This window comes from Pelagerythrobacter marensis (assembly GCF_036700095.1).
Classification (GTDB): Bacteria; Pseudomonadota; Alphaproteobacteria; order Sphingomonadales; family Sphingomonadaceae; genus Pelagerythrobacter; species Pelagerythrobacter marensis_A.
The window spans coordinates 1,255,669-1,277,849 of the sequence record NZ_CP144918.1; the positions used below are offsets into that span (position 1 = coordinate 1,255,669).

Annotated in this window: 10 protein-coding genes; all 10 read left to right on the forward strand. The window is 65.8% G+C overall.

Going from position 1 to position 22,181, the window contains the following annotated elements:
- The first annotated feature begins 281 nt into the window (after positions 1–281).
- Entirely contained in the window at positions 282–1,862 is a 1,581-nt protein-coding gene (locus V5F89_RS05840; RefSeq protein WP_338447300.1) for a ShlB/FhaC/HecB family hemolysin secretion/activation protein, read from the forward strand.
- A 29-nt stretch (positions 1,863–1,891) separates the two neighbouring features.
- Complete coding sequence (locus V5F89_RS05845) at positions 1,892–3,667, forward strand: DUF2341 domain-containing protein (protein ID WP_338447301.1); 1,776 nt, start codon at positions 1,892–1,894, stop codon at positions 3,665–3,667.
- A 27-nt stretch (positions 3,668–3,694) separates the two neighbouring features.
- Entirely contained in the window at positions 3,695–4,102 is a 408-nt protein-coding gene (locus tag V5F89_RS05850) for a biopolymer transporter ExbD (protein WP_338447302.1), read from the forward strand.
- Positions 4,099–4,797 (forward strand): energy transducer TonB, encoded by a 699-nt coding sequence (locus V5F89_RS05855; RefSeq protein ID WP_338447303.1) that lies wholly within the window; start codon positions 4,099–4,101, stop codon positions 4,795–4,797. The genes V5F89_RS05850 and V5F89_RS05855 overlap by 4 nt, the downstream gene beginning before the upstream one ends.
- Positions 4,798–4,860: 63 nt before the next feature.
- A complete protein-coding gene (locus V5F89_RS05860; RefSeq protein WP_338447304.1) occupies positions 4,861–6,387 on the forward strand; it encodes a putative porin in 1,527 nt (508 codons plus the stop codon).
- Between the two features lie 14 nt (positions 6,388–6,401).
- On the forward strand, positions 6,402–6,965 hold the full coding sequence (locus tag V5F89_RS05865; RefSeq protein WP_338447305.1) for a hypothetical protein: 564 nt from the start codon (positions 6,402–6,404) through the stop codon (positions 6,963–6,965).
- A 29-nt stretch (positions 6,966–6,994) separates the two neighbouring features.
- The gene (locus tag V5F89_RS05870) at positions 6,995–19,939 is read left to right on the forward strand and encodes a filamentous haemagglutinin family protein (protein ID WP_338447306.1); all 12,945 of its coding nucleotides are present in this window, start codon (positions 6,995–6,997) and stop codon (positions 19,937–19,939) included.
- Positions 19,940–19,992: 53 nt separating this feature from the next.
- Positions 19,993–20,844 carry a SapC family protein gene (locus V5F89_RS05875; protein ID WP_338447307.1) on the forward strand — a complete coding sequence of 284 codons (852 nt, stop codon included), beginning with the start codon at positions 19,993–19,995 and terminating at the stop codon, positions 20,842–20,844.
- Entirely contained in the window at positions 20,841–21,473 is a 633-nt protein-coding gene (locus V5F89_RS05880; RefSeq protein WP_338447308.1) for an OmpH family outer membrane protein, read from the forward strand. The genes V5F89_RS05875 and V5F89_RS05880 overlap by 4 nt, the downstream gene beginning before the upstream one ends.
- A 93-nt stretch (positions 21,474–21,566) precedes the next feature.
- On the forward strand, positions 21,567–22,007 hold the full coding sequence (locus tag V5F89_RS05885; protein WP_338447309.1) for an NIPSNAP family protein: 441 nt from the start codon (positions 21,567–21,569) through the stop codon (positions 22,005–22,007).
- Positions 22,008–22,181: the final 174 nt, after the last annotated feature.

Sequence of the window (22,181 nt, forward strand, 5' to 3'; positions counted from 1 at the left end):
AGAAGGCGGCTTTGGCCGCTGCTGTGCCCTGCCTGTAAAGGCAGGGTAATAATGAAGACTTTACCTGTTCAGGTAATCGGTGCGTCAAACACTTATGTTTGGCGCCACCTTTTCCTATTTGTATTATATTTGTATTTATACAAATCGAACAATCCAAGATTATCTTCATTAAGAGTCTTCGAATCGTCATACTGAAAGCCTAGCTGCCGCCTCGAGATTGGAGCGGAAGGGATCGATTGAGATCGTCTTTCGCAAAACGGGATCGAAGTGGGGCTCTGTTGATGTCGACGTCGTTCTGGGTTCGCGCGGCGAGTGCGGTTTTGCTGTCCGGCGCGGCCTCCGCCCAGGCTTATGCGCAAGAAGAGGCCGGCGACCGCCGCGTCGATATTTTGCGGTATCGCGTGGAGGGGAACACGGTTCTGCCCCAGATCGAGGTGGAGCGTGCGATCTATCCCTTTCTGGGGCCGGGGCGGCCGATCGGGGATGTCGAGGAGGCGCGGGCTGCGCTGGAGAAGGCCTATCGCGATCGCGGGTATCAGACGGTTGCGGTCCGCGTGCCCCAGCAGGACGTGCGCGGCGGGGTCGTTCGTTTCGAGGTGACCGAGCTGCGCGTCGGGCGCTTGCGGGTGACCGGTGCGGAATGGACCTCTCCGCAGAAGATCAGGGAGAAGGCGCCGTCGCTGGCGGAAGGCACGGTGCCCAACTACAACGACGTCAGCGAGGACATTGCTGCGCTCAACACCTCGCGCGACCGGGTGATCGCGCCGGCGCTGCGGGCGGGGGCGACGCCGGACACGGTCGACGTCGATCTCGAGGTGACCGAAAGCGCGCCGTTTCACTGGACGGCGGAGCTGAACGATCGCTATTCGTCGCGGACCGAGCGGCTGCGCGCTTCGGCTTCGGTGACTTACGCCAATCTCTGGCAGCGCGATCATTCGATCAGTCTGCAGGGCCAGTTCACCCCCGAAGACCCGGATCAGAGCTGGCTTGTCTCGGGCTCCTATGTCGCGCCGGTTTCGGGCACCCCGCTGACGCTGGTTGCCTATGCGGTGCACAACGACAGCGACATTGCCGCGGTCGGCGGGATCAACGTGCTGGGCTCGGGCGACATCGCCGGTCTGCGGGCGATCTATTCGATCCCCGGCGACAGCGTCTATCAGAGCCTGACCGCGGGGATCGACTACAAGAGTTTCGGCGAAGATCTGGTGCTGGGGGGCGATACGGCGTCGACGCCGATCGACTATGTCCCGCTGAGCTTCGCCTATGGGCTGAACCACCGGGGCGAGCAGCTCGACGCCAATTTCAACCTCTCGCTGAACATGGGGCTGCGCGGGCTGGACGCGACCAATGCGGAGTTTCGCGCCAAGCGTTCGCGGGCCAGCGCGAACTGGATCTATCTGCGTTCCAGCCTGGACATATTGTACCGCTTGCCGGCCGACCTGCAGCTGTCGATCGCGATGGCCGGCCAGCTTTCGGGCGAGCCGCTGATCAGCAACGAGGAATTCGCCATCGGCGGGCTGGACAGCGTGCGCGGCTATCCCGAAAGCCACGCGCTGGGCGACCTGGGCTATGCCCAGCAGGTGGAGCTGCGCAGCCCGGCGCTGTCGGGCGGCGATCTGAACGAGCTGCGCCTTTTCGCCTTTTCCGATGCCGGCCTGACCACCATCCGCAAGCCCCTCGCTTACGACGGCGTGGTGGATGACGGGACGCGCCTGCTGAGCGTGGGCGGGGGCCTGCGCGCGCGGTTCTTCGACAATGCCAATCTGATGCTGCTGCTGGCTGCGCCGCTGCTGAACGAAGAGTCCGTGGACACGGACTTCGGCGGACTTCGCGGCCAGTTCCGGCTGTGGCTCGACTTCTAATCCATATTTCAGACTTCGGAGCGGGGACTATGAAAAAACTACTGATGACCCTGGCCATTCTGGCCATGTTTGTACCTGGTGGGGCGTCGGCGCAGGATTGGTGGAGCGACGATTGGGGGTATCGCCAGGCGATTTCGGTGGATGCCACGGGTGTTGTTGCGGGGGAGGTTGAGAATGCGCCGGTTCTGGTTCGGCTTCATGCGGGGAACGTCGATTTCACGCGGCTGAAGGACGATGGCAGCGATCTTCGCTTTGTTGCGGCGGACGGCACGCCGCTGGATTTCCATCTGGAGAGCTTCAACCGCCAGGCGGAGATTGCGCTGGCCTGGGTGAAGCTGCCGGAAGTTTCGTCCGGGAGCCGGACGATCTATGCCTATTACGGCAACGAGGGGGCTTCGTCGGCGCTTTCGCCGGCGGATACCTATGACGGCGAGCAATCGCTGGTCGTGCACTTTGCCGATGGCGCGGCCCCGCGCGACGAGACGGCCAATGCCAACACGATCGGCAGCTTCACGGGGCAACTGGTTCCCGAAGGCCTGGTCGCCGGCGGCGCGCGCTTCGATGGCGAGAGCCGGATGCAGGTTGCGGCGAGCCCGTCGCTGACCGTGCCGGCCGGCGGCGAGATGACGGTGTCGGCCTGGATCAAGCCGGCCGGCGAGATGCCGGCCGATGCCGCGCTTTACACCAAGCTCGGCGCGGCGGGTTCGCGCCTGGTGATCGGCCTGCGCGGCGCGACGCCTTACGTCAGCGTCGACGGGGCGGAAGCGGCGGCGCCGGCGCCGCTGCCTTCGGGCAGCTGGGCGCATCTGGCGGTGACCGCCGGGGACGGCGCGGTGAGGCTCTATGTCGATGGCGCCGAAGCGGCGCAGCTGGCGGCGGACCTGCCGGCGCTGGGCGGCAGCGAGATCGTCGGCGCCAATGGCGAGCTGCCCGGCTTCATGGGCGATATCGACGAGCTGTGGCGCGCCAACACCGCGCGGTCTGCGGACTTCGTCGCCTTTGCCGCCAACTCGCAGGGGCGCGATGCCGCTGTCGTCCAGGCCAGCGGCGAGGCGCAGGCGGCCGAGGAGGCCGGCGGGCACAATTATGTGAGCATCCTGTTCGGCGCGCTGACGCTGGACGCCTGGATCGTGATCGCGATCCTCACGGCGATGCTGGCCATTGCCATTGCGGTGATGGTGGCGAAGGCGGGCCTGCTGTCGCGGGTGGAGCGGGCGAACGATACCTTCCGCCAGGACTTCTACCGCAGTTCGGGCGAGGCGGGGCTGCACGACGGGCTGGTCAACTCGGACAAGCTGAGCTGGCCCGAAGTGTCGACGCTGGGCCGCCTGTTCGCCGTCGGACGCGAGGAGACGCGCCAGCGGCTGGCCGAAGGGCGCCGCTCGGCGCGCGACCAGTTCGCGCTGGCGCCGCAATCGGTGGCGGCGATCCGCGCGGCGATGGATGCGCAGATGGCGCGCGAGGGGCAGCGTCTGAACGCGCGCCTGGTGCTGCTGACGATCGCCATCTCGGGCGGTCCGTTCCTGGGGCTGCTGGGCACGGTGATCGGGGTGATGATCGTCTTTGCCAGCGTGGCGGCGGCAGGCGACGTCAACATCAACGCGATCGCGCCGGGCATTGCCGCCGCGCTGCTGGCGACCGTGGCGGGCCTTGCCGTCGCGATCCCGGCGCTGTTCGGATACAACTGGCTGCTCTCCCGGGTCGAGAAGATCGAGACCGACAACCAGGTCTTCGTCGACGAGCTCGAGAAGCGTCTTGCCGAGACCTACCGCCCATCGTCCGCCGCCGCATCGGTGTCGGGCTGAGCGCGGGGCCGAACGGGGAGACGAGCGATGCAAGTCCAGAAGAAGCGCAAGCCCTATGACGAGATCAACGTCACGCCGATGGTCGATCTCACGCTGGTGCTGCTGATCATCTTCATCCTGCTGACGACGGCGGCGGTGCAGGGGATCAAGGTCAACGTGCCCAAGGCCAGCTCCTCGGTGAGCCTGGCCAAGCCGACGACCAAGGCGATCACGATCGACGAGCAGGGGCAGATCTATCTCGATACGTTCCCGGTGACGCTCGACGAGCTGGAATCGCAGCTGCGCACCTTCAAGGCGACGACCGAGGAGTTCCCGGTCGTGGTGAAGGGCGACCGGGTCACCCAGTACGGCCGGATCATGGAAGTGCTCGACGTGTGCAACCGCGTCGGCATCGACCAGCTCGGCCTCGTCAGCGAGCGGGTGCGCCCGTCATGAGCGAGCCGGTCCCCCCCTCCCGGTCCGAGAGGAAGGGACGCGCCCGCCAGGCGGGAGCGATCCTGGCCCCGATTGCCCTGATCGGCCTCCTGGCCTGGCTGATCTGGCCCGACGGCGATCTCTCGCCGGGCAGCGAGCGCTTCGTCACCGAGATCGAGATGCTCCAGCCCCCGCCGCCGCCCGAGCCGGCGCCGGAAGAGCCGATCATGGAAGAAGAAGAGGAGATCGTCGAGCCGAGCGAGGAACCGCCCAGCGAGACGCCGAGCGAAGAGCCGGTCGACCAGCCGCAGGACGCGCCCGACACCAGCGCCTCGAACCAGCTTGCCGGGCTCGACCGGCCGGCCGATGCGGGCTCGGACAACTTCCGCCTCGCAGCCGGCGGCGGCGGGGGCCTGTTCGGCCGCGGCACCGGCGGCGGCGGCGGCGGCCAGTGGGGCGCCTATATCGAAAGCCATATCCGCCGCGCCCTCATGCGCGATCCGCAAACCCGCGTCGCCAGGGGCTCGCTCAGGGTCCGGGTCTCCATCGCAGAGGACGGCCGCTTCACCGGCGCCACACTCCAGTCCTCCACCGGAAACCCCGAACTCGACGAGGCCGTCCGGAGAGTCCTCCAGAACCTCCCGCGCCTCAGCGTCGGACGACCACAGGACAGACCACCCCAAACCTTCGCCATCATCGATATGAAACGCAGTTGAGGCCCGGCAGGGCCGCAGATCCAGGGAATCGAATCTATGAAAATCTCTTTTCGAGGCATTCTGATGTCTTGCGGCGCCGGGCTGGCCCTGGCCGCCGCGGCCCCGGCCTCGGCGCAATCGGACGATCCGGAGTTTTCGCTCGAACTCCTTCAGCTGATGGTCGACGAAGGGCTTCTGTCCGCCGAGAAGGCACAAGGCCTGCTCGACCGGGCGAAGGCGCGCGTGGAGGAGAAGAAGGCGCGCGAGATGGCCGAGGCCAATGCGATCGAGGTGCCCTATGTGCCCGAAGTCGTGCGCGAGCAGATCCGCGAGGAAGTGAAGGCCGAGGTCATCGCCAAGGCGCAGGAAGAGCGCTGGATCACCGCCGACCCGATCCCCGAATGGATCGACGGCATCGAACTGTCCGGCGACATCCGCCTGCGGCGCGAACAGGTCTATTTCAGCGACGACAACTACTTCGGCTTTCCCGATCTCCAGGCGATCAACGATGCCGGCGGCGTCGTCGAAGGCGAGGGCGTGCCCACGCTCAACACGACCAACGATTTCGGGCGCTCGCTCTACCGCGCCCGCCTGGGCGTCAAGGCGCGGGTCGCCGATACCGTGGAGTTCGGCCTGCGGCTCGCCGCCGGCCGCGACCGCAGCCCGATCTCGACCAATGCGCTGCTCGGCGAATACTTCCAGAAGGACGGTCTGTGGATCGACCGGGCATACCTGTCGGTGCGTCCGCTCGACGAGCTGACGCTCACCGGCGGGCGAATGCCCAACCCCTTCTTCTCGACCGATCTGGTCTGGGACGAGGATATCAATCCCGAAGGCGTGGCCGCCAATCTGCGCGTGCCGGTAACCGGCGACGTCAGGGTTTTCGCGACTGCCGGAGCGTTTCCCCTGGAATCGCGCCAGACCAATGTGGTGGATCTCGAACGCTGGATGTGGGGTGCCCAGGCCGGCGGCGAGGTGAAGGCCGGCGATCTCTCGTTCAAGGCCGGCGTCGCCTATTACGATTACCGCAATATGGAAGGGATCAAGAACGCGCAGGATTCGCGCCTGACCGACTATACCGCGCTGTCGGTCGTCGGCATCGGCAATTCCAAGTTCAACATCCGCAACGATGCGACCACCCAGCTGATCGGCCTGTCGTCCGATTTCGACGTGCTCAATGTCACGGCCTCGATCGGCTACCGGATGTTCGGCGATGTCGAAATGCGCCTGACCGGCGATTTCGCCCGCAACCTGGCCTTCGATGCCGAGGCGATCGCCGCGCTCGAATCCAGCTCCGCCGATCCGGGCGACACCGCGTGGCAGGTGCGTTTCGATCTCGGCACGCCGGTCATGGCGGACTTCGGCGACTGGTTCGTCGCCGGCGCCTACAAACGTCTCGAGACCGACTCGGTGCTCGACATCTTCACCGACAGCGATTTCGGCGCCGGCGGCACGGACCTCGAAGGCTACGTCCTCGAGGGCGGCTTCGGCCTCTACCGCAACACCTGGCTGGGCGCCCGCTGGCTGTCCGCCGACGCGATCGACCGTGCCGCGCTGGTCCCCGTCTACGGCGCCGACATTCTGATGATCGATCTCAACGCAGCCTTCTGAGGGACATGAAAACGATGCTCCGCAAATCCAGTCTCATCGGCATTCTGCTGGCGTTCGGCCCTTCCGCCATGCAGACGGCGGCGGCCGCACAGGTGCCCCAGGCGCCGGCGGCCGTCGCCGACCCTTCCGCTGCGCAGGATGGCGCAGCCGGGAAGGAAGCGGGCGATCCCGCGCTCGAACGTCTCGAGGCCGAACTCGAACGCCAGCGCCGGATCGCCGAGAACGCCCGCTATCAGGTCGAGCGGCTGCGCGCCGAGATCGCGCTGAAAGACGAGCTGCTCGAACTCGGCCGGCAGCGTAACCGCGAACTCTACGAGACCGGCAACGAGATCCTGCAGCGCTATGCGGAAATGGATTTCGGCGATGTCGTTTCGGCGCGCGAACCCTTCGTTCAGAAGGGCCGGGTCGAACTCGAGAACAGCGTTCAGGATTACGAGGACGCGCTGCGCGCGGCCCGCTTCACCGGGGACACGCTGCCGCCCAGCGTCGAGGCGCGGATGCGCGAAGAACTGGCCCGGGCGCGCGGCGACGATGCCGGCCCACCGCCCCAAAGCACCCAAGACACCCAACCGGAATAAGCCTTCGGCCCCCCCTGCGGAGACATCCCATGCAGTTCCACCGCCTCTCTCGCACCGCTTTGCTGACCGGCGCCAGCTTCGCCGCCCTTGCGACTTTCGGGACCGGCCCGGCCCGGGCACAGAACGTGCCCCAGGACGTGGTCTTCGGCGACATGATCGCGCTGACCGGCGGCAATGTCCAACTGCCCGACGGCACGTATGCCAAGTGGCAGGGGGCGGAGAACCCGGTCATCGGCACCGATGCCGACGGCAGCCCGCTAATGACGATCAAGCAGACCCGGCAGAAGGCCCTGCTCGACTGGGAGAGCTTCAGCCTCAAGACCGAGGAAATCCTGGAATTCCAGCAGCAGGCGGCGGACTGGATCGCGGTCAACCGCGTGCATGGCGAACAGGCCAGCCAGATCGACGGCACCATCCGCGCGCCCGGCCGCGTGTTCATCTTCAACGATAACGGCGTGCTGTTCGGCGAAGGCGCGAACGTCGACGTGCGCCAGCTCGTCACCGGCAAGGGCGTGTCCGACGTGCTGGTCGACGGCGCCACCACGACCATCGTCCAGAAGGACGAGCGCGCCATTCTCAACTGGTCCGACATGTCGAGCCAGGCCGGCGAAATCCTGCGCTTCCAGCAGGAAAAGAGCGACTGGATCGCGATGAACCGCTCGCTCGCGGACGGCACCACCCGCCTCGCCGGCGACATCGAAGCCGACGGCCACATCTACCTCATCGCCCCCGAAGGCCTCGCCATCGCCGGATCGGTCGAAGCGCAGCAGGTCATCGCGTCGTCGCTCAACATGAGCGACAGGCAGTTCGAGGAGGGGCTCAACCGGTGCCTCGACTGCAACAACTCTCGCCACACCCCGCATTTCAGCAATAGCTGGATGCCGAACGTCTCGGCGTCCGTCGTGACCGGCGAGCAGATGGCCGAATGGCTGAGTTCGTCCGGGCCGACGGCGGTCAGCGAAGTGGTGGTTGAAGACAGCGCCACGATCGCCACCGGCGCGCTCGGCAAGATCATGCTGTTCGGCAATCACGTCACCAATGAAGGCATTCTTTCGGTCCGGGACGAAGGTCAGGTTATCCTCGCGGCGGGCGAGAATATCTGGCTCAACCTGGACAGCCGGGACGGCAATCGCTTCGAAGCCTTCGCCGGCCAATGGGACCCGGTCGCATTCAGCGGCAGTCCCGTATTTGCCAGAAAGATGCAGACCGTTCTGAGCGAGGCGGAGCAGCAGCTCTGGCTGGAACTGACAGGAACACTTTATCCGATCGGCTATACGTTTTCACGCGAGGAGTGGGGAAACAGCAGCCGGGACATTGGGCCGATGCCCGCCCTGCTGCAGGAACGCATAGAGCGGATTGGCTTCGAGCATGCGCTGTCCGTGCAGAACACGGCGCGCAATAGCGGGATCATCCGCGCATCGCGTGGCGGCAATGTCGATTTCCGTGGCTGGCGGCTCGAGCAGATGGGCGCGATCGAGATGACCTCGACCGCCAGTTTCAGGGGCAAGATCAATCTGGACGCCAGGCTCTATGCCCATGAGAGGCACTGGACGGAGCGCGGCGATGGCCCGCCCGTTCCGAACAACGGCACCATCGTCTTCGGCGAGGGGAGCCTGACCCAGATCACGCCCGATCTGGAAGCCACCGATACCATTCCGCTCACCGAAGGCGACCAGTCGGTCGGGTCGCTCGTCCTCAACGCATTCCGCGTGCATATGCAGGACGATTCGATGGTCTATATGCCCAGCGGCACGGTCAATGTCTGGCTGGACGAGACCGAGTTCCTCGTCAGTGGCGGCCGCGGGATCGGGCAGAATCAGAACAACGAAACCGGTACGCGCTTCATGATGGAGCGCGGGGCGACGATCGACCTTTCGGGGTGGGAATCGACCGTTCTGCCGATGGGCTATCATCAGGTGACGGGCAAGTTGTTCGCCGCGCAGCTCGCGGATTCTCCGCTGCAGCGCGAAGGGCCGTTCTACCGCAAGGAAATCACCGTCGACCGCCGCTACGGCACCGATCTCGCCAATTGGGAGAGCTTCGACAACCTCACCCAGGGCACGCTGGACTGGTTCTTGACCGACGGCGGCAGCTTCGCCATCGACGCCGACAACGACTTCATCATGAAGTCGGGCTCGCTGATCGACGTGTCCGGCGGCAAGATCACCTATGAGGCCGGGACGGTCACGACCACCTTGGTGCGCACACTCGACGGGCGGGTGATCGACATTCGCGAAGCCGATCCCGACCAGCTCTATATGGGGCTCGCCAACGAGTTCACCCAGTACGACCTGAAATGGGGTGAGCAGGAAACCTACCTCATCCCCTTCGTTTCGCCGACCCTTACGCGATACGAGGAAGGCTATGTCGAAGGCGGCAATGCCGGCAGCATCGATATCCTGGCGCCCGACGCGATCCTGCAGGGAACCGTGCTCGGCGGCGTCACCGTCGGCAAGTATCAGCGCGAGGACACGCCCGAGATGGGCAGCTTCACGCTCAACGATGCCGGCACCGAAGAGAACGAATACAAGGCCAACTCGCTGATCATCGCTGCGCAGGAGCAGCTCATTTCGGCCAATTTCGGGATCACCGACAATCTGGAGGACGAGTTCGGCGACCTCTTCGGCGAGGAGTTCGACGAAGAGAACTATGCCGATGGCATTGTCGTGCCACCGACGGAAAAGACTTACGACAACACGGCGTTGCTGTCCGCCGGGTTCTTCGACCGCTCCGAAATGGGCAGTTATCTGCTGATCCAGAGCGGGCCGGAGCCCGACGCGGAGGGCAATCTTCCGCAATCGTCCGTGTTCGTGGAATCCGGCGTAGCGCTCGATCTGGGCACCGCTTCTTTCGATCTGCGCTCCGAACGTGGCGGCGTGCAGTTCGACGGCACGATCCGCACCCTGGGCGGCGACGTTTCCATCTCCGGCGCGAGCCTGATCTTCGGTGCCGAAGCCGCGATCGATACCAGCGCGGGCTGGTACAGCGAGTACGAATTGCTCGATAGCCGGCCGCTGCTCGACAATGCTCGGGTCGATGGTGGCGACATTTCGCTCGGCCAGGTGAACGGCCGAGGGATCGCCGAGTGGCTGGAAGACGGGGTGATGATCCTGCCCGAAACGCTGCGGCTCAATCTCGGCGGCGGCGCCTGGGCGAAGCGCGACGGCACGATCGTGCGCGGTAAGGGCGGCTCGCTCAGCGTCACCGCCTTCAATGTCACCGAAGTCGATCTATCGGCGCTCGACCATGCCGAGGCTCTGGGCCTTGGCGGAAACGGCGCGTTGTCGCTGTCGACGTCGCGCAGCCTCTTCATTGGCGAGAGCGGAACGGACTTTCCGCTTCCTCCCGGATGGGAGCAAGGCGAGCCGGAGCCGCCGATACCCGGCGTTCCGGGACCCGAACGGCCGGAGATTCCGCGCGATCCGATCGTGATTTCCCCTGACCTGTTCAAGGATAGCGGTTTTTCGGCGATCCACCTTTCCGGCGAACGGCTGATGGTTGCCCCCGGCACACGGATCGAGGCGACTCCGTTGGCCTTGCGGCTCAAGCCGGCGGGCATCGAGAATGGCGTGGCCCCCTGGCAGCTTGCCGAGACGGGGACCGCGATGAGCGACCTCGTCGAAGTGACGCATCGCCCGCTCGGAATGCGCCCGGAGGGCCTGCGCCGGGGGATGGACCTGTCTTTCTCCGCCGCCAACTTCGGCTACATCCAGAACGCCGACAATCCCGGCGCGGTGCTGGTGGGCGAAGGCAGCAGCATCGTCACCGAGGCGGGCGGAACGATCGGGTTCACTGTGCGGAACGGCCAGACGCTCGACATCCGGGGGACTGTCCAAGCCGATGGCGGCACGATCGCACTGACCAGCCAGGGCGACGGGGCGACGATCCGGCTTGGAAGCGAGGCGCGACTGCTCGCGCGCGGCGCCGCGGTCACCACCGATATCGTGACCAGCCCCGATGGCGGCGAATGGCGCGACGGTTATGTGCTCGACGGCGGGACCATACAGTTTGGCGAGACCGTAACGGGAACCGGAAGCACTCTGCCCATCTTGGCGGTCGCAATCGAAGAAGGCGCCGTTCTCGACGTAAGCGGCGCGCAAGCGACGTTCGACATTGTGCCGGAAGACGGGAATGGCGGGCTTCGCGTTCCCACGACCATCGCCTCCGATGGGGGATCGATAGAGATCACCGCGCAGGAGCTGGACATCGCGGGCGCACGGTATTTCGCGCAGGCGGGCGGATCGGGCGCCAGCGGCGGCAGCTTCCTCGTCGATTTCCGTGCCAGCTACGAAGGCGGTGACGGCGCGGATATCGGCGGGGTGTTCGACGCGTTCGAACAATATGCCGGCCGCGGCTTCATCGTGGACAAGGAGGGCAACGAGGTCAGCTCGATTGTCGGAGTCGATCTCGGGCAGATTGCCTCCATCCTGTTCCGGCCCGTCGATATCGGCGATGGGCTGATCTTCAACAGCAGGCAGGAATTCGTCGACTATTTCTCGCTCGTCAATCTGGATGCGGCGGGGATGCCACCGGCTCTGGTCGTCGGCGATCCGGACATCCCCTTCGAATTCAGCGGCGCGAGCGCCAGCGTCGATCCCGGGCTGATCCAGGCCGCCGGCATCGTCGGCTTCCAGCCCAGCCCGCCTTACGACGGGCCGGAGACGGTGGCCCGCCTCCCGGTGGATTCGATCCTCGCAGGCGGTTTCTCCAACCTCACGCTCAGTGCCTCGCCCGGCATCGTCTTCGCCGGGGACGTCGCGCTCGGCGGCAGGAATGCGGACGGCGGATACCAGTTCGACAATATCACGCTCGCCACGCCCAATATCGTGGGGCTGGAAGGCGCGAACGTTACGCTGGAAGCCACGACAGTCGATCTCAAGCTGCCCGAGGTTCGCACCCTGGCGCAGCTCAATCTCAACCAGGCGATCTATATCGCGGCGCTGGGCGGCACCAATGCCGGAGGCGCGGATTCGCAGGCCGTCTTCACCGCGCGCAGCGGCGTGCTGACCGATATCGCGCAAGCCAATTTCACCGGCTTCGGCACGGTCGGGCTGGAGAGCGACGGCGATATTCGCTTGCGCGGATACAGCCGGTTCACGGATTCGCCAGAGCTGGTGGCTTTCCCCGGCCATCTTCGCACCACGGGCGATCTGCGTATCCGGGCCGATCAGCTCTATGCCGCCAGCGGGCGGGACTTCCTGGTCAAGGCCGATCGCAGCATAACGGTGCTGCCGCAGACCGACGGGCAGGCCATCAATGGCACGCCTTATGAAGCCGCCGCAATCCTGACGCTGGAGGCGCCGCGCATCGTCCAGGGCGGGACCGTCCGCTCGCCGCTCGGCGCGATCGTGTTCAACGCGATCGACGACGGCAGCGAAGGCGCCGGCACCGTCTCGCTGCTGGCGGGCAGCGTGACCTCGGTGTCGTCGGACGGCAATGTCGTGCCCTATGGCGCGCTGAACAATGGCGACACCTGGCTCGACCCTCTCTGGGTGCGGGATCCCCTGGATAACACCGGCGGCTCGGTCGACGATCGCGAGCTGCGGATCCTGCCCGAACGCGCGGTGACGATCCAGGGCGCGGATATCGATCTGCAAGCCGGGGCGCAGGTTGACCTGTCCGGCGGCGGCGATCTGTTTGCGGGCGAATTCACGCCCGGCGTGGGCGGCACGCAGGACTGGCTGAGCGGCTATTTCGATCAGAATTACGATTGGGTCGAATCGGATGAGGTCTATGCCATTTTGCCTGGCTACGATGCCGATGTCGCCCCGGTCGGGGTAGGGGACGCCGGCCCGGCCGTGGGGCAGAAGGTCTATCTGTCGGGCGGCAGCGGGCTGGAGGCCGGCTATTACACGCTGCTGCCGGCGGAGTTCGCCCGGCTCCCCGGCGCGTTCAGAGTCACCGCGCATCACCAGTATGACGGCGATTACACCGACGTCCGGCTCGGCGAATCGCGGCCGCTCAACGACGGTTCCTCGCTTCAGGCCGGCTATTCCTATGTCGGCGATCTGAACAACCGGGACCAGCGCACCAGCGCCTTCCTGGTCATGCCGCGCGAGACGCTGTTCGCTCGTTCGCAATACAATACCCAGCTTGCCAGCGAGTATTTCGGATCGGCCGAATTCATCGAGAAGGCGCTGCGCGAAAACAAGGAGGTGCCCGACGCCCCGCGCACGCCGCTCGACGGCGGCAGCATCGTGCTCGCGGCGACACGTTCGCTCAATCTGGCGGCCACGCTCGACACCGCGGCCGGCGAAGGCGGGCGGGGCGGCCTGGCCGACATCCAGGCGGACATGATCGCCGTGGTCGGCGAGGCGACCGATCGCACGCAATACGAAGGCTATCTGCAGCTCGACAGCGAGCAGCTCAACAGTCTTGGCGCGGAAAGCCTGCTGCTGGGCGGCATTCGCCGGCAGGGCGAAGTCAATCTGGAACTGACCGTCGGCGCGAGCGATGTCGTGATCGACAACGAGGGGGCCGTCCTTTCGGGGCCGGAACTGATCTTCGCCTCGCTCGGCGACGTTACGGTCAAGTCGGGCAGCAGCATCGAGACCAGCGGCGCCATGACCGGCGAGGCGAGCGACTTGCGCGTCATTGCCGCGACGAGCGAACTCATCGACGACCGGGGAACGGCCGACGAAGCCGACGACGTGCCGGTCCATCTCGCGCTGGACCGGGGCGCGATCATGCGGCTTTCGGCCAACGAGCAGATCGACCTGCTGCGCGATTCCGACGCGGTCGATCGCATGGCCGAGCTGACGGCCAACCCGGAACAGCTCGCCGCGCTCAATGCGCGCCGCGCCGAATTCGGCCTGGGTCCGCTGGAAACGGGCGGCGTGCTCGACATCGAGGACGGGGCGAGCGTGGTCAGCAGCGCCTCGCTGACGCTGGACGGCACTATCGACACCCTTATCGGCCAATCGGCTTCGGTCGGCGCACCGCAGATCAGCGCGGCTTCCTCGCGCGTCAGCGTGGGCGCGGTGCCGGCCGGTACGGAAGGGCTTGTCTTTGCCGAAGGTTCGCTCGGCGCCCTGGCGGCGGCGGAGGATATCGTCCTCAAGAGCTACAGCTCGATCGACTTCTACGGCGAAACGACGCTGCGCGCGGATGGCGGCCTGACGCTCGATGCGCGTACCTTCCGCGCCGTGGATGGCGATGGCGCCACCGTAACGCTCGCCGGTTCGACGGTGACGTTCGCCAACAGCAATGGCGGCACGGCCATCGGCGAGACCGGCGGCGCTGCGCTGCGCGTCGAAGCCGATAACATCTATCTGAGCGGGGGCGACAAGTGGCTCTCCGGTGTGGAGAAGGTGGACCTCGTCGCCAGCGAGCGCGTGATCGGCCGCGACGAGAACACGCTCCACGTTCCCGGCGCGCTGGCCATCGACGCGGCGGCGGTGACGGCGGAAAGCGGCGCGCGGCAGTTCTTCGATGCCGAGGGCGCGATTTCGCTGACCGCCAATGGCAATGCAGCGCTCGATCCCCTTCCGACCTTCGGCGCCACCCTGGGCTTCACCGGCGCCAGCATCGTCAGCGAAGGGCAGCTTGCCCTCACCGGCGGGACGGTGGAACTGCGCGCGCGCGAAGGCGATGTCGTGCTCGCCGGCGGTTCGGTCGACGTGACCAGCGATCAGGTGGAAATCTTCGACAAGCTGGTCGGCGTCGGTGCGGGGAATATCTCGCTGGTGTCCGATGCCGGCGATATCCTTGTCGGCGAAGGCGCGCTGGTCGATGTCTCCGGCACGGAGGCCGGCGGCGATGCGGGCAGGCTCACCCTCACGGCGGGACTTGGCGATGTGCGCGTTGCCGGCACGCTGCGCGGTGAGGCGGCCGAAGGCTACCGTTCCGGCTCGCTGCGGATGACCAGCCTGGCGATGGAGGATTTCGGCGGCTTCAACGCCATTCTCGATCAGGGCGGCTTCCGTCAGGCGCGCGCTTTCGAGATCAACAGCGGCAATGTCTCCATCGACAGCGATGTCACGGTTCGCGAATTCACCGTCGTCGCAAATGACGGTTCGATCGATGTTTCGAGGACGATCGAAACGCCGGGCGAGAATGGCGGCCGCATCCAGCTATCCGCCGCGCGCGACGTGACGCTGGCGGGCAGCGCGCAATTGCTGGCGCGGGCGGGGGCCGAGGGCGGTTCCGGCGGCACTGTGTTCCTGGAGACGGTCGGCCTTGAGGGCGGGACGATCGACATTGCCGCAGGATCGCTGATCGATGTCAGCGGCAGCGGGGAAGGCGGACGCACCGTGCGCCTGCGCGCGCCGCAGGTCGGTGGAAACGATGTCGCGATCGACCGGATCGACGGCACCATCACCGGCGCCCGCTCCGTGATCGCCGAAGCCTTCCGCGTCTATGACGAGGTGGAGACGATCGATCAGGACGTGATCGATCTCGTCAGCGGCGATGCCGCGGACTTTATGCAGAACGCGCCGGCGATCAACGCGCGGCTGGGCGAGCAGGTCCAGCTCGCGCCGGGTATCGAGCTGCGCAACGACGGCGACATGGAACTGGTCACCGATTGGGACCTTTCCACGATGCGCTACGATGGCGCGGCGGGCGTGCTCACACTGCGCGCGGCGGGCGATCTGCTGATCAATGCCAACCTGTCCGACGGCTTCGACGGTACATCGCCCGAAGCCGCCATGCTGGATGGGACAAGCTGGACCATCAACCTTACCGGCGGCGCCAATATCGCCAGCCCCAATTCGCTCGCCGTGCTGCCGCAGGGGCAGCTTGCGGAAGGGAAGGGCTCGGTCGTCATCGGCGGCACGCCCGATACGATCGAATATTACCAGACGGCGGAAGTGAGCGACGAGGTCGGCGATTGGGAGCCGGAGAAGCCTGACGTTGCGGACAGCGACCTTCCCGCTGACATCGTCGCAAACTACCAGCGTTGCGTGTTTGAGGGCGGTTGTTCGCTCGACGAATTCAACGAAGCCTTCTTCGCGTATCTCGGAGCAAGGGCGGCATTCGATGGCGACTGGGCAGCGTATCTGAACGACGAAATGACAGCCGATGAGTTGCGGGCAGCCTGGCCCGTCACTCTGGCCGGTGTCGTTCTCGAGGAACCCGAGAGGCCGGCACCGCCCTTCTACGGCATCGAGAACAGGCTGTTCCTGCTGGACGAGAACGGGCGCTTCGTTCGCGACGGCAGCGACGGCCCCTCGCTCGGTTTTGTCGAGCTGGAGCGGGACTGGGACACGGGCAAGTATATCGATCCGCGTACCGGCGAACTGATCGATCAGGACCCCGAGACCGGCGACTATGTCGATACCGACTATTATGCACGCCGTCCGCTTCCCTGGGCTGTGGCCAGCGGCACCAATCTCGAACTGCCCCGCCAGGATATGACGGAAATCGACCGGGTCACCGGTGCTCCGGGCCAAGGGCATTATTTCACTGAGGCGGTCGGTTATATGCAAACCGATAACAGTACCGGCTATCTCGTCCGCACCGGCACGGGCGCCATCAACGTCGCCAGCGGCCGCGATTTCGTGCTGCAAGAGGCCCCGTCCGTGCTCTACACCGCCGGCGTGCCGGCAGCGGAGGTCACGAATTTCGAGGCCGCGCCAGGCGGCTATACGCCCACCAATGGCGGCGACATCACGCTGAACGTCGCCGGTTCGATCGACGGGACGACCAGCTTTCAGCTTCCTTCGGCCTGGCTCGAGATGGTTGGCGATGTGGATCGGAACAACGGCACCTTCTCTCCGGGCACGGACCGGGAATACAACCAGCTTACCTGGCATGTTCGTTTCGACCGCTATCGCGCCGGCATCGGCGCGCTGGGCGGCGGCAATGTCACGGTGCGCGCGGGCGGCGACATCAACGAGCTGACGGTCAACATTCCCACCACGGGCCGCATTGCCGGCGGCCGTCCGGGCGATGAAGGCACGCAGTTCCACCAGACCGGCGGCGGCAATCTCAGCCTTCGTGCCGGCGGCAACATTCGCGGCGGCATCTTTTATGTCGGCGACGGGCTGGGCGAATTCACGGCCGGCGGGGCCTTCACCGGAACGCCCGGCGCGATCGAGCGCTTCGATCCCTTCGCGCCCCATCCTATGGCCGGAAACTTCCATGCCGATCCGCGCGGTGCCACGCTCAAATACGATTTCTATCCGCTCTTCTATACGTCGAACGGGACGCTGCGGCTCAGCAGCGGCGGCGATCTGAATGTGGAGGCGGTGCTCGATCCGTTCGGCGGACCGGGCGACTCCACATGGAATATAGACAATGCGCTGGTGACTCTCACGCCGGACGCTTCGGTCGAGATGTTCTCGTCCGGGGGCGACATTCGTATCTGGGACAATGTCTACAACATTGCGCATTACGACGTGGTCGGCGGGATGATCGATCGCATCAGCTATATGCCGGCGTCCGTGCCACTGAGCATCGACCTGATGGGCGGCCGAGATGCTCCGCGTGCGGAGCATTGGGGTTTCGACCACTGGCCGGCCACATTGCGAGCCACTGCCGCAGCCGGGGACATACAGTTCATGGGCGGCATCGCGCTGGCGCCTTCGGCCACTGGCAATCTCGAACTGATCGCGCGCGGGAGCGTCCAGCTCGGAGCCATGGACAACCCCAATCTCACGCTCAGCTATCCCGACCGGATATACGGCAATCTCCTGAGTTTGCGGCGTGGGATCGAAATGAGCCAGGCTCTGCCAGAATATGTTCGTACGCCGGACAACGTCTTTGTCAGGGGGGGAATCCCGCTCGCTGGCGGCGATCGGTACGGCATATTGCACGCGGGTGTCGGGGCGTTCGGCCCGGACATCCTGCCCGACCTGCATGTTGGGGACCTGGAGCCGGCGCGTGTCTATGCGGGCGAGGGCAAGGTGGTTCTCACCGAACAGCTTACATTGCCCAAGGCGGTTCGGGTCCGCTCTGCCGGGGAAATCTATTTCCCGCGGATTTCGGTCCAGCATAACAATCCCGGCGATCTCACCCTGCTGAAAGCCGGTGGCGGCATCTATTTCGGCGGCTCCTCCTTCGTGACGGTGGCCGGGCAAGGACGGCTGGAGTTCGAGGCCGGCGGCGATTTCTGGATCCCGGACAATGCCCAGGGCATCGTGTCCCAACCGATCATGGTATGGCCCAATCCGAGTTCATCCTATGGCGAGCAGGTGGAAGCCTATCCCGGCCGCCAGGCGGCCGATATCGCAATCACCGTGGGGCTGGAGCGGGAGCCGGACTATGCCGGCTTTGCCGACTGGCTGTTCAACCCCGAGGGCGCCGATACGCCGGATTATGCGCTGATCGACGCCGGCGACGGGCGGGAGCTGCCCATGTATCTGTTCGACCGGTTGAACCCCCGTGCGGACCGCGGCACCGATCCGGCCTTGTTCGATGCCGATCTGCGCGCCGGTTTCGTCAACTACATCCGCAGCCTCCAGGGTCTGGAAGCGCTCGAGAGCGAGGCCGAGCAGGGTCTCTATCTCGGCGAGGCGTGGGATTACTGGGTCGCGCTTCCGGCGGGACAGGAAACGCCCTTCGACGCCTTCTTCCCGCGCGGAGAAGCGGCGAAAGCGGTCGATCCGGTCTTCTATCTGCCCGAAACCAGCGAGGGCCTCGTCAACTATGTCCGCCGTGTGAACGGCATGGACATCCTTGAAACGCAGGAAGAGCAGCTCGCCTGGCTCGACGATGCCTGGGCGATGTGGGAATCGATGGCGATCGAGGACAAGACGCCTTTCTATCGCTCGGTGCTCAACATGGAACTGCGCACGACCGGGCGCGAGGCCAACGACCCCGACAGCGATCGCTACAATTCCACTTTCCGCGGATACGACGCGATCGCGAAGCTCTTTCCTGGCGCGCAGAAGCGGGCCGACGAGGAACTGGCCGAAGGCGAGGCGCGCTGGGACGGCGATTTCGAAACTTTCGCCAGCCGCGTGCTCTCGCGCGGGGGTGGCGATATCGACTTCGTCATTCCGGGCGGCGAACTGATGCTCGCCAATGTCGCGGCGACCGATGCGCAGACCGGACAGCCGACCGATGAATGGGGCGGCAGCGAACAAGGCGATGCTTTGCGAGCGGGTCTGATCACGGAGAATGGCGGCGCCATCAACGTCTTTGCGCATGACAGCGTGACGATAAACCGTTCGCGCGTTCTGACGGCCAAGGGCGGCAATGTCCTGATCTGGTCGTCCTACGGCGATATTGCCGCCGGGGCGGGCGCGAAGACCTCGATCTCGCCCGCCTACTACGACTACAGCTATGACGACTGGTACGATCGCGACCGCTCTCCCGCAGGCCTCCCGACCGGTGCCGGCATCGGGACGCTGGCCAGCGTCGATGGCGCGCCGGCGGCCGACGTCGACCTGATCGCGCCCAACGGGATCGTCGATGCGGGGGACGCGGGTATTCGGGTGAGCGGCAATTTCAATGTCTTCGCCGTTCAGATCCTCGGCACCGACAATATCGACGTCTCGGGTATCTCCACCGGCTTGCCCGTGCCGCCCGCCGCGCCGCCGACCTCGCTCGACACCGGCGATGTCGCCGCCCAGGCCAATCGGGCGATCGAGGCGATCACCGACGCGATGGCCCAGGCGCAGGAGAATGCTTCCGTCATGGCGCCTTCGATCATCGAAGTGCGGGTCACCGGATATGGCTGTCCGCCGGAAGACCTGACCTGCGAAGGCCCTTCGGCCAGCTCCGCACCTGCGGCCGAGGCACGGCCCGAGCGGCTTGCCATGGTGCGGAAGGCGGCGGTTCCCGCTCCCGTCGACCGGATCCACACGCTTTCCATTCCGCCCCAGCCGCTCAAGCAGGCTATTGGCGAGGTCAGCCGGAAGACCGGCACCGATGTCATCTATGACAGCGATGTGCCGGTGGCCGGGGCGACCCGCGGCGTGCAGGGAAGGATGACGGTCGAGGAGGCGCTGCGCCGGATGGTGAGGGAGCTTGGCCTGGAACCGGTCAAGGTCGGGCCGCAAAGCATCGTCCTGCGGCGCCGTTCCTAGAACAGGCCGCTTTGGCAACAACATCGCATCGGCAATTTTTCGGAGCAAACTCGATGGCCTCCCAATCTTCCTCTCTTGCGCAGGAGCGGTCTCCTGCGCAGTCCGAACCCGGGGCGGGGCTTCCGGTTCATTATGGCGACCCGCGGCCGCTATCGTCGCAGACGCATGCGAAATGGCGTCTCAAGCAAGGTGGACCGGATTTCGCCGCCCAGGCCCCTTTCGTGCCGATCGTGGCCGGCGAACTGGCGGCCGCGGCGCGCCATTATCCGATCGTGTTCGCCGCCGGGGATGGGCAGCCGATCGCCATGCTGGGGCTGGAACGGCGGAACCTGTTCGTCGAGGAGGGCCGCTGGGCCGCCGACGCCTATATGCCCGCCTATATCCGCCGTTATCCCTTCGGCTTCATCGGCCCTGTCGATTCCGATCGCTTCGTACTGGCGATCGACGCCGGTTCGGACCGGGTGGTGCAGGACGGGGAGGAGGGCACGCCCCTGTTCGAGGACGGCGAACCTTCGGACCTGACCAGGCGTGCCCTCGCCTTCTGCGAGGCCTTCCAGGGCGAAGCGGCCGCCACCCGTGCCTTCGCCGAAGCGCTGGCGGCGCAGGACCTCCTGATCGATCGCCGTGCCGACGCCACACTTCCCGACGGGCGCAAGTTCGGCCTTGAGGGTTTCAAGATCGTCGACCGGGAAAAATTCGCCGATCTCCCGGACGAGATCGTGCTCGATTGGCACCGCAGGGGCTATCTCGCGTGGGTCAACTTTCACTTGGCCTCGCTGGACCGGTTCGAAGTCCTGCTGCAGCGCCAGTCGGCGCTCATTGCCGTCACGCCCAAGTCACAAGAAAATGTTTCGCCACCGGCTCGCCGGGAATCCTCTGCCGTAGAAAAGAAAGCCGCATCATGATCGTCCGTTCGCTTGTCGCTTCTCTCGTGGTTCTCGCGGCCGGTTCGGCTGCGTCCGCGCAAACGGCCGGTGGCGACCGGCCTGCGGCGCCACTGGCGTCCGGCGCGCAGCCCCTCGGCGGTCCGGTCGTTCCGGGCGTCTGCCTGCTGTCGCGCGAGGCGATTTTCGCCAATGCCGCGGTGGGCAAGGCCGCCTCCGCGCGCCTCGCCGAACTGACCCGCGCCGCCCAGGCCGAAATCGACGCCGAGCGCGCACCGCTCGAAGCCGAAGCGCAGGCCCTGGAAGGACAGGCCGACAGTCCGCAGATCCGTACACGGCGGCAGGCGCTGGCGGAAAACTGGCAGGCGCTTCAGCGCAAGGCCGCACACACCAGTCGCGAGATCGACGCCACGCGGGCCAAGGCGCTCGAACGCATCGCCAACGAGGCGCAGCCCGTCATTGCCGAAGTCTACGCGCAGAAGAACTGCGGGCTGCTGTTCGATCGCAATTCGGCGCTTGGCGGCAATTTTGCCAACGATCTGACAGCGGACGTGGTGCGCGCGCTCGACGCGAATATTCGGACGATCGATTTCGAGCGCGAGCGTCTCCCCGATACCCAGCCCGAAGCGAGCGCGCCGGCGGTTCGATGATGCGCCGATGAGGGGGCTCCCGCGCGCTTGTCCGGCGCGGGGCCGGCTGCCATAATCCCTGTGAGTCAGGACGCCGCGACGAGGGAGAGACTCATGCCGCTCGGGTCGAAGGATCGTGTCTTCGCGAATCGGGCCGTTCGGGCCGCACTGGCGTTTTCGCTTGCCGTCGCGGCGCCTGCCGGCCTGCAGGCCGAGCCCGTTCAGCAGTTGCGCATTTACCGGGTCCCGGCCGAGAACGAGGAGGTGTTTCACCGCCGCTTCCGCGATCAGGCCATCCCCATCATGCGCGGCCACGGCTTCGAATTCGTCGCCACCTGGCGGTCGCGGCACGAGGGCCAGACCGAATTCGTTTATCTCCTCTCCTGGCCGGACGAGGCGACAATGGCCGCGGCCTGGGATGCCTTCATGGCCGACGAACGCTGGTCGGAAATCAAGCGGCGGACTGCCGCGAAGCATGGAACGTTCGTCCTCGGGATCGAGGATCGGACGCTTATCCCGACCGATTATTCGCCGTCCTCGCTCGACGGCGATTGAGCCGGAGAATGCAGGAGAGGAGGGCCGGGCGCGCGGCCCTCTTCTCCCCTCTCGAAACCGCCTTCCCTCGCGCGCTCCGCCCGCCCCTGCCCGGCATTCCCATCCGATTCCGAGCGACTGCATCTACTACATTGACATCAATGTCAGTTGGGTTACAGATGCCGGGGGAACAAG

Excerpts from the sequence above, each read along its gene's own strand:
- V5F89_RS05855 (WP_338447303.1), top strand. The coding sequence starts at position 4,099 with ATGAGCGAGCCGGTCCCCCCCTCCCGGTCCGAGAGGAAGGGACGCGCC.
- V5F89_RS05865 (WP_338447305.1), top strand. The coding sequence starts at position 6,402 with ATGCTCCGCAAATCCAGTCTCATCGGCATTCTGCTGGCGTTCGGCCCT.
- V5F89_RS05860 (WP_338447304.1), top strand. The coding sequence starts at position 4,861 with ATGTCTTGCGGCGCCGGGCTGGCCCTGGCCGCCGCGGCCCCGGCCTCG.
- V5F89_RS05840 (WP_338447300.1), top strand. The coding sequence starts at position 282 with ATGTCGACGTCGTTCTGGGTTCGCGCGGCGAGTGCGGTTTTGCTGTCC.
- V5F89_RS05850 (WP_338447302.1), top strand. The coding sequence starts at position 3,695 with ATGCAAGTCCAGAAGAAGCGCAAGCCCTATGACGAGATCAACGTCACG.
- V5F89_RS05880 (WP_338447308.1), top strand. The coding sequence starts at position 20,841 with ATGATCGTCCGTTCGCTTGTCGCTTCTCTCGTGGTTCTCGCGGCCGGT.
- V5F89_RS05870 (WP_338447306.1), top strand. The coding sequence starts at position 6,995 with ATGCAGTTCCACCGCCTCTCTCGCACCGCTTTGCTGACCGGCGCCAGC.
- V5F89_RS05875 (WP_338447307.1), top strand. The coding sequence starts at position 19,993 with ATGGCCTCCCAATCTTCCTCTCTTGCGCAGGAGCGGTCTCCTGCGCAG.
- V5F89_RS05845 (WP_338447301.1), top strand. The coding sequence starts at position 1,892 with ATGAAAAAACTACTGATGACCCTGGCCATTCTGGCCATGTTTGTACCT.
- V5F89_RS05885 (WP_338447309.1), top strand. The coding sequence starts at position 21,567 with ATGCCGCTCGGGTCGAAGGATCGTGTCTTCGCGAATCGGGCCGTTCGG.